The following is a 12,699-nucleotide window of genomic DNA, read 5'->3' on the forward strand; positions in this document are numbered from 1 at the left end:
ATTCTGCGCTCGTATGGTGTAGGTAACGCTCCGCAAAACGGCGAGTTTATCCAGGTGCTGACCGAAGCCAGCCAGCGCGGCATCGTGGTGATTAATTTGACCCAGTGTATGTCCGGCAAAGTGAATATGGGCGGTTATGCCACCGGTAATGCCCTTGCGCAAGCAGGCGTGATTAGCGGTTTCGATATGACCGTTGAAGCCACGCTGACCAAGCTACACTATTTGCTGAGCCAGAATCTGGACGTTGCGGCTATCCGTAGCGCGATGCAGGAAAACCTGCGTGGCGAACTGACCCCCGATGAGTAAGGAGATGCACATGACCCAGCGCGCGCTGTTACTGGTCGATTTACAGAACGATTTTTGCGCCGGCGGTGCGCTTGCCGTCCCGCAGGGCGATAGTACGGTGGACATCGCCAATCGGCTTATTGAATGGAGTCTGGCGAGAGGTGAAACGGTGGTCGCCAGTCAGGACTGGCACCCAGCGAATCATGGCAGCTTTGCCAGCCAGCATCAGGTTGAACCCTATACCCTGGGCGAACTTGATGGCCTGGCGCAAACCTTCTGGCCGGATCACTGCATCCAGAATAGCGAAGGCGCGGCGCTGCATCCGCTGCTTAAACAGCAGGATATTGCTGCCGTGTTCCATAAAGGCGAAAACCCGGTTATTGATAGCTATAGCGCCTTTTTTGATAACGGTCATCGGCAGAAAACGCAGCTTGACGCATGGTTACGCGAGCGCGGGATTGACGAGCTAACCGTACTTGGCCTGGCGACCGACTACTGCGTGAAGTTTACCGTGCTTGATGCGCTGAATCTGGGCTATTCCGTCAACGTGATTACCGACGGCTGTCGCGGGGTAAATATTCAGCCACAGGACAGCGCACACGCGTTTATGGAAATGTCGGCGGCGGGCGCGACGCTGTATACGCTGGCAGACTGGGAAGAAACTCAGGCGTAAAATCTGTCGGCGTCAGACCTCAATATTGACACCGTGCGATCTTTCTCCCGGGCGCGGCGCAAAGGGCCTTGCCCGGACTACCAGTCCGCGCGGTTTGGTAGCCCAGACAGATGCGCAGCATCGCCTCCGGGACACCAGCAAAGCATCATCCAAGGCTCGAAATCTCCTCCAGCGAAACTTTGCGCGTTTCGATACCAAAGCAAAACAGAATTAGTGCGCAGAGCACTAGCATCACGCCGAGAACAATAAAAACGGTGATTGAACCATAGCGAGTCAGCAACACGGCCACACCATAGGGCGTAAACACCGCAACAATTCTCCCTACGGCGTTCACAAAGCCCGAGCCACGTAGCCGAAGATGCGTCGGCCACAGTTCAGGCACGTAAACCGCCGAAGCAAAACAAACGTACATGTAGAGGAAAAAGATCATCACCAGGCCATAGCTCAAAATGGCCCACTCCTCGGTTTGTATTGAATAGAAATAACCGAGCAGCGCAATAATAATCAGCAGCGATGAGCCAAACAGTCGCCGCGGAAAACGGTCTATAACCAATGCCGCAATAAAAATCCCCACCGGCGCGCCAATCATAATAATCGCGGTCATAAAAATAGATTTCGTCACATCGATCCCCGAATTAACAAAAATCGTTGGGATCCACACCGTAATGGTATAGAGCGAAATGTTCATCGCGATCAGCACGGTAATCGCCACCAGGGTACGTTGCAGCATCTGCCCTTTAAACAATAGCCAGAAGGAACCGCTTTCCGGGTACCCGTCCGCCTTCAGTTCGCTATTCTGGAAAGCTGGCAAGACAATATTCTTCTCTTTCTCGATTTGCGCTTCCACTTCCAGGAGGTGTTTTTCCGCGGCGCTTCGCTGCCCCTTTCCCGCCAGCCAGCGAGGAGATTCAATAAAATACTTACCGGACAGATACCAGGCCAGCAGCATTGCCACTCCGCCGAGCAAGAACATCATCCGCCAGCTTAAAAAAGCAATAACCACGACGCCAATTGCCGCTGATAGCATTGGCGACCAGTTACCAACAAACGACAGTCGTGCGGACCATTTGCCGCGAACGGTAGGCGGAATAAATTCGGTAAATGAGGCGTAACCAACCATGATTAGCGCCCCCATCCCGGTCCCCATTAAGCAGCGGAAAAAGATGAGCCAGTACATGTTAGGAACAAAGGAGGCCGCGCTTGCGGAGATCCCAACAATCAGCAAGTTCATGCGAAACGCTTTGCGCCGTCCAAGATAATCGCCAATAAAACCGCCGGTCAGCGAGCCGATAAAATAGCCGAACATCAGCGCCGAGGTAAATGCGGCATTAAGATAATTATTTGACCAGCCGTTGCTGACTAATTTTGCCAGCACCACGTTCCCGGAATAGCTAAGAAAACCGGTGACTAATAAACTGAAACTAATAATGCCGAAAATACGAAAATGAAATCGAGATAAGGGTAAACGATCTAATCTTGCGCCGATAGGGTCACAATGTTCCATCTGGATGCCTCAAATTCAGCTAAAATATAAAGTATGGCGATCGCGGCAGAGTAAAACTTGCCGCGCCATCCATCATCATTAATTTTTTGGCATTGCCAGGTGCAAACTAAATAATATTGATACGAACAGCATTAAAGTTAATAAACGAGTTGAATATTATTTTCTTTACAAAATGCTATCCATTCCGCACCTGGCGCCTTATTGGTTATAAGGTAATTAATATGACTAAAATCGACTAACTGGACAAAGGCTTTACGATCGAACTTAGAGTGATCAACTAACAGGGCTACTTCTGTCGCCTGACGGATCATCGTTTTCTTGATTTCCGCCTCCGCTTCATTGGAGTCAAGCGCCCCGCTCTGCATGTCCAGGCCTTTGCAACTCATCACCATGATATCAACATGATAGCGACTGATAATCTCTTTGGTGATCCGCCCCTGTAACGATAGCGTGTTCTTATTCAGCTCACCGCCGGTAGAAACCACTTTAATTTCCGACTGCGCCAGTTCATGAAACGCTTCCGCCGAGTTGGTTAATAACGTGAGGTCGCTTCTTTCCTTGAGCAGTTTTAATAACTCCATGGCGGTACTGCTGGAATCAGCAGCCATAGTGGTTTTATTTTTAATAAACGGTAATGCATTGTGCGCAATAATCTGTTTCTCTTCAAAGAAAGACTTTGCGCGCTTATAAAAATGAATATTGTCGGACAGCGCAGTGGTATTTAATACCGCCCCGCCATACGTTCGGGTCAAAAAACCTTCATCTTCGAGCTTTTCCAGATCGCGGCGAATGGTTTCCTCAGTCACCTGAAAAATTGAGCTTAAATTAGAGACCGCCACTTTCTTATCATTAGCCACCATTTGCTTAATGGCCTGAATTCTGTCTTTTGCCGCCACGATAACACCTCTGTTTCCTGCAAAGTAATAATAAGACCTTAGTATCTCACAGGCTATGTTTATTTTCAAAAGAACATGTCTGAATCACAGATTTTAATACTCTTTTACACAGAAACAGAGGTTAGTAACATCACTCTTATTTCGTATCCAACGCCTCTGCCATTCGCCTCATCAATAATGAATCATCATCAGTTAACGAGATCGTCAGGGCTTCGACGTTTTCACGTACTTGCTCAGGTGCCGTCGCCCCGCTTAACAGGGTGATTAAATCACTCTGCTTTAAAATCCACGCCAGCGCCAGCGCCGGGATCGAGCAGCGATATTTATCACACAGCGGCTGCCAGCGTTCGAGCATCTCAATCACGAGCAGCATATTTTCTCGCTGGAACCAAACTTTGTTGGCCCGCGCACCGCCAGGGACATAATCCCGCGTGATGGTTCCGGTCAACAGCCCCTGTTCAAGCGGTGAGTAGACCTGCACGATGATGCCATTCTGCTGGCAAAGCGGCAGCAGTTCAGCTTCCAGCGCCCGATCAAGGATGCTGTACTTGGCCTGAATGATATCCAGCTCGCCGTGCTTGAGATACTCCTTGATATGCCCGGCATCGACATTCGCCGCGCCAATAGAGCGGATTTTCCCCTCTTTCTTGAGCGCGTTAAGCGTATCCATGGTTTCCGCAATAGGTGTAAAGCAAGGCTCTACCGACTGCCAGTGGGTCATATAAATATCAATGCTGTTGATACCGAGTCGTTGCAGGCTGGCGTCTACCTCTTCGCGAATCGACTCAGGCGTAAGGTTTTTATACAGCTGGCGGTCGCCCACTTTGTTAAACAAGCTACCTTCCCGCTCCCAGACAATGCCGCATTTGGTTTCAACCACGATCTCGCTGCGGGGCAGCTTTTTCAGCGCCTGACCAACAATGACTTCGCTGTTACCGAAGTTGTAGCCCGGCGCGGTATCAATCAGATTAATGCCGCAACGGTGCGCTTCAAGAATGGTGTCGATACAAACCTGCAAATCAAGATCGCCATTCCATGCCGGACCGCCGCCGATGGCCCAGGTGCCCAGCCCCATGCGGGAGAGCGTAATATCCGTACTGCCTAATGGAATCATTTTCATCTGCCGCTATTACCCTTCATATTCGTCGAGAAGTTGTTCAACCAGCTTTCTATTTTTCACGCCCGTCGTGGCACCCACGCTGAGTACCGATATCGCCGCCGTCGCGTTGGCAAACAGCGCGCAGTCGCGAAGCGGTTTGCCTTCAAGCAGCGCGGAGATAAACCCCGAGGCGAAATTATCTCCCGCGCCGATGGTGTCGATGGCGGTAATTCCCGACACCGCAGGGACCTCCATTTTCATATCAGCACGCTTGATAAAGCAGCCCCTCTTACCGGTCTTAATGACTACCGTTTTCACACCGCAACTCAGGAAACTGTCGGCTATTTCATCCAGCGTCTCTTTCCCGGTGAGCAGTTTTGCCTCTTCAAAATTGGGAAACAGATAATCCACATAGCTCAGCGCTTCACGGATGTCGTCCAGCGTTTCATTCAGCCGCGGTTTAATCATATCGGCGCAGATAATGAGCTTATGCGCTTTCGCCTGAGTGAAAATAGCCGTTAACGCTTTGCCGTTCAGCAAGGGACTATTAAAGATGCTTGCCAGCGACAGCAGCTTTGCCTGCGAGAAACGGTCAAAATCAACATCGTTAATATTCAGTTTCCACAGGCTGCCGTTGCGGTTGGTGACAAAGGTGCGTTCACCATCGGCTGTGACTAAACCCACGTTAATGGAAGTATCAATATCCGCATCCTGTTTCAGGCTCTGAATATCAATATTCTCCCGACGGCAGTGGTTAATAATAAAATGCCCCGCAGCATCATCACCTACCCGGCTTATTAACGCGGTACGATGACCGAGACGAGAAATAATCGTCGCTTCATTAATCGCATCTCCCCCGGTGGTCATAGCAATACGTTCTAACGGATAAGAATCTACATCAAAGATATTTTTACTCACCGGCTGCAAGGGAATATCAACAATAGCCGCCCCTATACAAATAACCTCGATCTTATCCATATTGTCATTCCGCTTTACCGTCTGAACCAAATAATTTGATTTTCTCCAGCGCGCGCTCTTTTACGGCTTTACGTACTTCACGCTCGACGTGCAGGAACGGCTGATCCTGATTCTCCTGCACTGCAACCATCGCGGCCTGACACAATTCAGTATGGATATTGATTTTCGAAATACCTAATGAGATGGCTTTCTTAATATCCGCATCGCTAATGCCGGAGGCACCATGCAGCACCAGCGGAACGGATACCGCCTCGCGCACGCGTTTAACCACGTCAAAGTTCAGTTTCGGTTCGGAGGTGTAGACGCCGTGCTGGTTACCAATCGCTACCGCCAGAGAATCACACCCGGTACGCTCGACAAATTCAGCCGCCTGGCTTGGGTCAGTGTAGTGATAACCGGCCAGCGCCTCTTCGTAGACCGTTTCATTCCCCACATGGCCCAGTTCTGCTTCGACCGGAATACCCAGCGGGTGGAAGAAATCGACCGCCTCTTTGGTCAGACGAATATTTTCTTCGAAATCAAAAGCGGAAGCATCACGCATCAGCGAGTTCATGCCGTGGGCCCAGGCGTTATGGATGATCTCCATACTGCGTCCGTGATCCCAGTGGGTAATTACCGGTACCGAGGCCTTTTTCGCCATAGAAACCATCATATGCGAAAAATCTTCAAACGAGGTATTGCCGACAAACCCGGTACCGAACGAGATAATTACCGGCGATTTCGACTCTTCCGCCGCATCAATCACCCCCATTAACATTTCCGCATTCCACACATTAAAGTGGGCAATCGCATAATGTTTATTCTGGGCATCATTTTCCCAATATTTAATATCTGCTAGCATGGTTATTTCTCCCTTTCCAATTAATTAATGATTAACTTTAATAACGCCTTTAATAATGTCGCGTTTGTTATTAACGGATTCATCAAACGCGCGCTGAACATCTTCATAATCGTAAATATGGGTCACCATCGACTTGACATCGAAACAACCGGAGGAGATAGCCTCAATGGTGACCGGGTAGCGGTTGGCGTAGCGGAAAACGGTTTGAATCGAGACTTCACGGTTAATTTTGAGGAAATTAATCGCCGAGTCACCGGGCACCGTACCGACAATCATGATTTTGCCGCCGCGCATCACCAGATAAGGGGCCTGCTTAACGGTGATGGCTGAACCGGCGGTTTCAAAAACAATGTCGGCCCCCATATCACCAGAGAATTGCTGGCAGCGGGCAACAGTGTCCTCTTTTGCTCCGTTGATGACGGTCGTTGCACCAAGCTGTTCGGCTATTGCGAGGCGTTTTTCCAGGACATCAACCACAGCGATGTCGGTTGCGCCCATGCACTTACAGGCTTGTAGGGTCATTAAGCCGATACAGCCGGCCCCCAGAATGACGATTTTCTTGCCCGGTTTAACATCCGCCAGCATCGCAGCATGCATCCCTACCGCCGCAGGCTCTACCAGCGCGCCTTCCATGGTGTCCATGTTATCGGGCAGCTTGTAAGTGAAGCTCTCCGGATGGCACAGATAGTGGGTTAGTGCGCCGCGATAATTTGGCTGGGTAGCCATAAAATCGACATCCGGGCAGATGTTGTATTTACCTTCCAGACAATAACGACAGTGGCCGCACGGCACGCCGGGTTCAATGTTCACCCGGTCGCCCGGTTTAAATTTACTGACGCGATTTCCTACCGCCACCACGGTACCGGCACATTCATGTCCGAGGCCAATTTCCTGGTTGGGGTCTTTTGGCGGAATAAAAGGACCCGATTCGAAACCATGAACATCTGAGCCGCAAATACCGACGTATTCAATTTTAATCAGCACTTCATGCTCTTTCGGTACCGGCATATCGGCGATGATAATCTTCATCGTGCCGGGCGTTTTTAATATCGCTTTTGAATTTTGCATTTTCTTTCCCATCAATATTATTTGCTGGTGGCTGCATCAATACCGAGACTTTCGACAGAGACGCCTTTGGTTTCAATTCCGATAGTAGCAATGGCAATGGCGACAATAATGGAGACCGCCCCGAGCAGTACAAACACCCCCGTCACGCCGTAACTATTAAGCAATACTGCAACCGCGTAAGGCGCAGCGATACCGCTGATACGCCCCACCGCATTTGCCAGTCCGGAGCCACGCAGTTTCGCTTCGGTTGGCCATATTTCCGGTACATACACCGCCGAGGCGTAGCAAACGTACATATACACAAAGGTAATCAGGAAGAAGCCAATTAACGTAATCAGCAACATGCTGGTTTGTAGCGAGTAGATATATCCCAGCACGGCGATTAAAACTAATAAGCCCACCCCCATGGTCTTTCTGGGGATTTTATCCATCACCAGCATGGCGATAAATATTCCAAACGGTGCACCGAACATACTCATGGTATTTAACACAATGGAATCTTTCAGGTTAATACCCTGGGTCATAAATATCGTCGGCAGCCAGTTAATTAAAGTGTACTGCACGACGTTCATGGCAATCAGAACAAAGGAACCTAAAATAACGCGCTTGAGTAATACGCCGGTTAATAAAGCCGAATACGGAACAGAGCGCGGTGCCTTGCCGTCATCCTCTATCACCACTGGCGGTAGTGGCTTACCGGTCTGCTGAACCACGCCCTCTTCTATTGCCCGCATCACTTTTTCGGCTTCCGCGTAACGTCCACGAGACTCCAGCCAGCGAGGCGACTCGGGGAACCAGCGCCAGGCAATGGCGGTGGCAATCAGCGACAGCACCGCCGGGATCCGCAGTTGCACGCGCCAGTTCCATTCAGCACTGATTAACGGCGTCAGTCCCATCGCAATCAGCGAGCACAGCGGATAAGACCAGTTACCGATAAACGAGACCCTACTGGACCAGGTACCACGATTTCTGCCAGGCATATATTCGGTGAACCCGGCAAATAAGGTTACCAGCAGCGCACCTAATCCCACTCCCATCACAAAACGGCAGGCAATCAGGAAGGTCATATTTGGCGAAAACGCCCCCACAACCATGGCAATAATATGAATCGCTTCATACAGAATAAAGGCTTTTTTGCGCCCGGTTTTATCCCCGATAATTCCCCCGGCAAGCGCGCCGAGAAACATTCCCGCCGTGGTAATGGCGGAAAACGTAGCGGTGGTGGAATTATCGGTCCAGCCAAGTTCTTTTAACTGCGCGAGAATTAACCCGCCGACGGCATTACTCCAGCAGACCAGTAATCCAAAGGCGACCATGGCAAACATCGACGAATGCCAGCGGCAGTCAGGCAGCCTGTCCAGCCTCGCGCCGCAGTGCGGTTTTGCTATTTGTTCCATCCGGGAACCTTCCTTTAATAAATGGGGTTATTCATCAAAGTCGTAGGTCATAATGACCTTAATCGCGGTTTTATCGACCATGGCGTCAAACCCTTCGCGCCATTGCGACAAGCCGATACGGTGAGTAATCATCGGTTTAACTTTGATCGCGCCGCTGGCCAGCAGGCGGATGGCGTTGCGCCACGACGTGGAGTCGTAGGCCATATGCCCGATAATGCTTTTATTCCATGCAGTGATATCGTTGATGGAGAAATCAAGAGGTTTAAAGCCCATGCCCACGCGAACCACTTCACCATTCGGGCGCAGCATTTCGATCGATTGTTTAAGGGCGATATTGGCGCCGGAGCATTCGATGACCAGCCCCAGATTGTCTTTACCGCAGATTTCCTGGCAGCGCGCGACCACATCTTCGGTGGAACCGTTGACAACCGCTGTCGCCCCCAGCTCTTTGGCGATCGGAAAGCGTACGGCAACATCCTCTTCCAGCCCGACCATGACGATATTTACGGCCCCCATGATACGTGCCATTTGCACGGAAAAGAGCCCTAATGGGCCGGTGCCGAAAACCACAACATCCTGGCCGGGAAGGAATTTAGATTGCTGAGCGATAGATTTGTAGGCGTTACAGATAGGATCCAGCACCGCCGCTTCTTCATAATCAACGCCCTGCGGAATTTCCCACAGCGCGTGACGGTGAATTTTGAGGATTTCCCCCGGCACCAGACAATATTTCGAGAACCCTCCGCCCCAAGTGTTGTTGTCGAGACCTAAGTTCACTTTTTCTGTACAACACAGAAAATCGCCTTGTTCGCAGGCCGGGCAAACGCCGCAGACGTGTCCGCTGTTGTCAGAAACCACCCGCTGGCCAACTTTCCAGTCCTTGACCTTTTCCCCGACCCGCACAATGTTGCCCGCAAATTCATGGCCACGAACGGAGTTGAACTGGTCGGAACCGCTGTCGACATTGTAATGCTTCATGTCCGCGCCGCAGATGGCCGCCGCTTTGATTTCAATCACCACGTCATCCGGCCCGCATACCGGTTCCGGAACCTCAATCATCTTATAGCCGCCAAAGGCCTTGCCAAATCTTGCCAGTGCTTTCATTGCGTCTTCCTTTGTGTTTAGTTTGCATCAGTGGCACCAATACTTAACCACAACATCTTCAAGGTCAACACTAAATCTTTAAAACACAGATAATGATCTGCATTTCACAACTCAGATCACAAATACCGCGAAATGGGTGTTACATGAAGGTGGAGGATTGGAAGAAAGAAAAATCGACAGGCGTGCCGCTGCGCTTATCCGTACAGCCGTGAACACCTTCGCAGTTTTGTACTGTGGATGATGCTAGCCTGCGAAGGTTGTTTTTTCGCCACGCCATTTCCGTGGCGTGTTTGTTTTGCAATGTTACTTTTTAAGTCAAAGAGGATTCGATATGAAACTTTTGCCTTTGTTGGCAGCATTACCCCTGCTCTGCGCGAGCGTTGTTTCCGCTAACTCCCTGATGTCCGTCGGCTACTTTAACGGCGGTGGTGACGTCACTGCCGGTCCTGGCGGCGATATCGATAAACTGGACGTGCGCCAGATTACCCATCTCAACTACTCATTTGGTCTGGTCTATAACGACGAAAAAGACGAAACCAACGACGCTCTGAAAGACACCAGCAAGCTGTATCAAATCTGGCTATCACCGAAAGTGCAGGCTGATTTGCAGAAAATTCCCACATTGCGTAAACAGAATCCGAATCTGAAAGTTCTGCTTTCCGTTGGCGGCTGGGGAGCTCGCGGATTCTCTGGCGCGGCGGCAACCAAAGAAACCCGTGAGGTATTTATTCAGTCGGCACAGGAGATTGTTGAAAAGTATGGTCTGGATGGGATTGATCTTGATTGGGAGTACCCGGTCAACGGTGCATGGGGACTGGTCGCCAGTCAACCGGCCGATCGGGATAACTTTACTGCCCTGCTGAAAGAGCTACGGGCGACCTTTGGGCATAACAAGCTGGTCACCATTGCCGTGGGCGCAAACGCGGAGAGCCCGAAAAGCTGGGTGGATGTGAAAGCGATTGCCCCCTCGCTCGACTATATCAATCTGATGACCTACGACATGGCCTATGGAACTCAATACTTCAATTCCAATCTGTACAATTCAACCCAGTGGCCGACAGTCGCAGAAGCGGATAAGTACAGCGCGGATTTTGTGGTCAATAACTACATTACCGCTGGTTTAAAACCGAGCCAGATGAACCTGGGAATTGGTTTCTATGGCCGGGTACCTAAACGCGCCGTCGAGCCGGGCATCGACTGGAGCAAACCTGATGCACAGAAAAATCCGGCGACGCAGCCTTATTTCGAAGCACAGCAAGTTGAGCTGTTCAAGTCGTTAGGCTTTGATCTGACCAAAGATACCTATGTGAAATACAACGACATTGTGGCGAAGCTAATCAACGATCCGCAGAAGCGTTTTACTCAGCACTGGGATGATGAAGCGAAGGTGCCGTGGTTGTCGGTGCAGTCGGCTGACGGTAAAGCGCTATTTGCCCTCTCCTACGAGAACCCACGCTCGGTGGCTATCAAAGCGGAGTACATCAAGAGCAAGGGCCTGGGAGGCGCGATGTTCTGGGAGTACGGCGCGGACGATCAAAACCAGTTAGCGAAACAGCTGGCAGAGACGTTAGGGATCAAGCACTGATCGACTCTGTGCCATGCCAGGCACAATAGGTTATGATTAGCACCATCCGCTGCGCCAGACATTGGCGCAGTTTTTTATTTTCTACAGGAGGCATGGGGTCTTATGGCTTTTATCCCCAAAAACTACGCCCGTCTTGAAGTTGGTTATCGCGAAAAGGCGCTGAAAATCTTCCCCTGGGTCTGCGGACGCTGCTCCCGCGAGTTTGTCTATTCAAACCTGCGTGAGTTGACGGTGCATCATATCGACCACGATCACTCCAATAACCCGGAAGATGGTAGCAACTGGGAGATGCTGTGCCTGTATTGCCACGACCATGAACATTCCAAATACACTGAAGCCGATCAGTATGGCTCCACGGTGGTGGCGGGCGAAGATGCTCAGAAAGACATCGGCGAAGCAAAATACAACCCATTTGCCGATCTGAAAGCAATGATGAATAAGAAGTAACACCAGGCGCTCATTACGCTTCAGCGCCCGGCGTTCAACAGCCGGGCCAGAGCTATCAGGATTTAAACGTCGCAATAGGTTGCGGCGTGATGCCGAAGTCAACTTTCAGCTGCTGTTTGCTCTTCATCACCATCTGTCCATTGGTGTCGATGGTCATATGCTGCGCCTCAACGTTGTGTCGGGCCTGCCAGAGCATAACTAGCTGCAGGCTGTTCTCTTTCTGTTCCGCAGTCAATGCTACGCCATCCGGCCATTTCCCCAGCTCCACCGCCGTCGCCAGACGCTGATAAACTTCCGGCGTCATGCTATCGATAATTTGTTCAATTTCCATCTTCCGCCAGCCCCGCTTTGGAATAATTTGCTGAATCGGTTTTTCAACCTTTAATTTGCTCACCATTTTCATCATTGGTGAAGCTTAAAGACGCCGAATTAACACAAAAACGCTCGCCGGTGGGTTGCGGACCGTCCGGGAACACATGTCCAAGATGAGCATCGCATTTTCCGCAGCGAATTTCAGTGCGCTGCATACCGTGGGAGTAGTCCGTTAGATAACGGATCGCTTCCTCGCTGACTGGCTCATAAAAACTCGGCCAACCACAGCCCGAATCATACTTGGTTTGCGAGTTAAACAGCGCTGCATCGCACACCAGGCAGTGATAGACGCCATCGCGTTTGTTGTGGAGTAGCCGCCCGGTGAACGGCGGTTCAGTACCGTGATTCTGCGTCACGTAAAACTGCATCTCGCTCAAATCTTTTTTGAGCTCGTCCGAGGAGGGTTTATTCGACATTGGCTTGCTTCTCGCTGTGTAAAGGACAACTTTT

Annotated in this window: 13 protein-coding genes and 1 pseudogene; 4 read left to right on the forward strand and 10 right to left on the reverse strand. The window is 50.6% G+C overall.

Features of this window, described 5'->3' with window-relative positions; translation table 11 throughout:
* Both ansA and pncA read left to right on the forward strand, forming a co-directional pair.
* Positions 1 to 306: pseudogene (ansA, locus tag QVF11_RS17180) on the forward strand (asparaginase); the annotation flags it as partial.
* A 10-nt stretch (positions 307 to 316) separates the two neighbouring features.
* Positions 317 to 958, forward strand: a complete 642-nt coding sequence (pncA, locus tag QVF11_RS17185; RefSeq protein WP_287858396.1) for a bifunctional nicotinamidase/pyrazinamidase — start codon at positions 317 to 319, stop codon at positions 956 to 958.
* 145 nt (positions 959 to 1,103) lie between these two features.
* Here the strand turns inward: pncA and QVF11_RS17190 are convergent, their stop codons facing one another.
* From QVF11_RS17190 to QVF11_RS17225, 8 genes are all read right to left on the reverse strand, one after another.
* Positions 1,104 to 2,462 carry an MFS transporter gene (locus QVF11_RS17190; protein ID WP_287858397.1) on the reverse strand — a complete coding sequence of 453 codons (1,359 nt, stop codon included), beginning with the start codon at positions 2,460 to 2,462 and terminating at the stop codon, positions 1,104 to 1,106.
* Between the two features lie 137 nt (positions 2,463 to 2,599).
* On the reverse strand, positions 2,600 to 3,358 hold the full coding sequence (locus QVF11_RS17195; RefSeq protein ID WP_287858398.1) for a DeoR/GlpR family DNA-binding transcription regulator: 759 nt from the start codon (positions 3,356 to 3,358) through the stop codon (positions 2,600 to 2,602).
* Between the two features lie 136 nt (positions 3,359 to 3,494).
* Entirely contained in the window at positions 3,495 to 4,478 is a 984-nt protein-coding gene (ydjG, locus tag QVF11_RS17200) for an NADH-dependent methylglyoxal reductase (RefSeq protein WP_287858399.1), read from the reverse strand.
* 9 nt (positions 4,479 to 4,487) lie between these two features.
* Complete coding sequence (locus QVF11_RS17205; RefSeq protein ID WP_287858400.1) at positions 4,488 to 5,435, reverse strand: carbohydrate kinase family protein; 948 nt, start codon at positions 5,433 to 5,435, stop codon at positions 4,488 to 4,490.
* Positions 5,436 to 5,439: 4 nt separating this feature from the next.
* Positions 5,440 to 6,276: a ketose-bisphosphate aldolase gene (locus tag QVF11_RS17210; RefSeq protein ID WP_112217050.1), complete on the reverse strand. Its 837-nt coding sequence runs from the start codon at positions 6,274 to 6,276 to the stop codon at positions 5,440 to 5,442.
* 24 nt (positions 6,277 to 6,300) lie between these two features.
* Entirely contained in the window at positions 6,301 to 7,344 is a 1,044-nt protein-coding gene (locus QVF11_RS17215) for an NAD(P)-dependent alcohol dehydrogenase (protein WP_287858402.1), read from the reverse strand.
* A gap of 17 nt (positions 7,345 to 7,361) precedes the next feature.
* Entirely contained in the window at positions 7,362 to 8,741 is a 1,380-nt protein-coding gene (locus QVF11_RS17220; protein ID WP_287858403.1) for an MFS transporter, read from the reverse strand.
* Positions 8,742 to 8,768: 27 nt separating this feature from the next.
* Positions 8,769 to 9,845, reverse strand: coding sequence for a zinc-binding dehydrogenase (locus tag QVF11_RS17225; protein ID WP_112217053.1), 1,077 nt, complete (start codon positions 9,843 to 9,845; stop codon positions 8,769 to 8,771).
* Positions 9,846 to 10,176: 331 nt separating this feature from the next.
* On the opposite strand from QVF11_RS17225, the gene chiD reads away from it, so the two are divergent.
* Together chiD and yajD are read left to right on the forward strand one after the other, a co-directional pair.
* Positions 10,177 to 11,430, forward strand: coding sequence for a chitinase ChiD (chiD, locus tag QVF11_RS17230; protein WP_287858404.1), 1,254 nt, complete (start codon positions 10,177 to 10,179; stop codon positions 11,428 to 11,430).
* 102 nt (positions 11,431 to 11,532) lie between these two features.
* Complete coding sequence (yajD, locus tag QVF11_RS17235) at positions 11,533 to 11,877, forward strand: HNH nuclease YajD (RefSeq protein WP_112217055.1); 345 nt, start codon at positions 11,533 to 11,535, stop codon at positions 11,875 to 11,877.
* A 55-nt stretch (positions 11,878 to 11,932) separates the two neighbouring features.
* Here the strand turns inward: yajD and QVF11_RS17240 are convergent, their stop codons facing one another.
* On the reverse strand, positions 11,933 to 12,208 hold the full coding sequence (locus QVF11_RS17240) for a YeaC family protein (RefSeq protein ID WP_112217063.1): 276 nt from the start codon (positions 12,206 to 12,208) through the stop codon (positions 11,933 to 11,935).
* Between the two features lie 43 nt (positions 12,209 to 12,251).
* Positions 12,252 to 12,665 (reverse strand): peptide-methionine (R)-S-oxide reductase MsrB, encoded by a 414-nt coding sequence (msrB, locus tag QVF11_RS17245; RefSeq protein ID WP_112217056.1) that lies wholly within the window; start codon positions 12,663 to 12,665, stop codon positions 12,252 to 12,254.
* Positions 12,666 to 12,699 lie beyond the last annotated feature (34 nt).

This window comes from Klebsiella sp. (assembly GCF_027492335.1).
In the GTDB taxonomy this organism is placed as follows: Bacteria; Pseudomonadota; Gammaproteobacteria; order Enterobacterales; family Enterobacteriaceae; genus Klebsiella; species Klebsiella huaxiensis.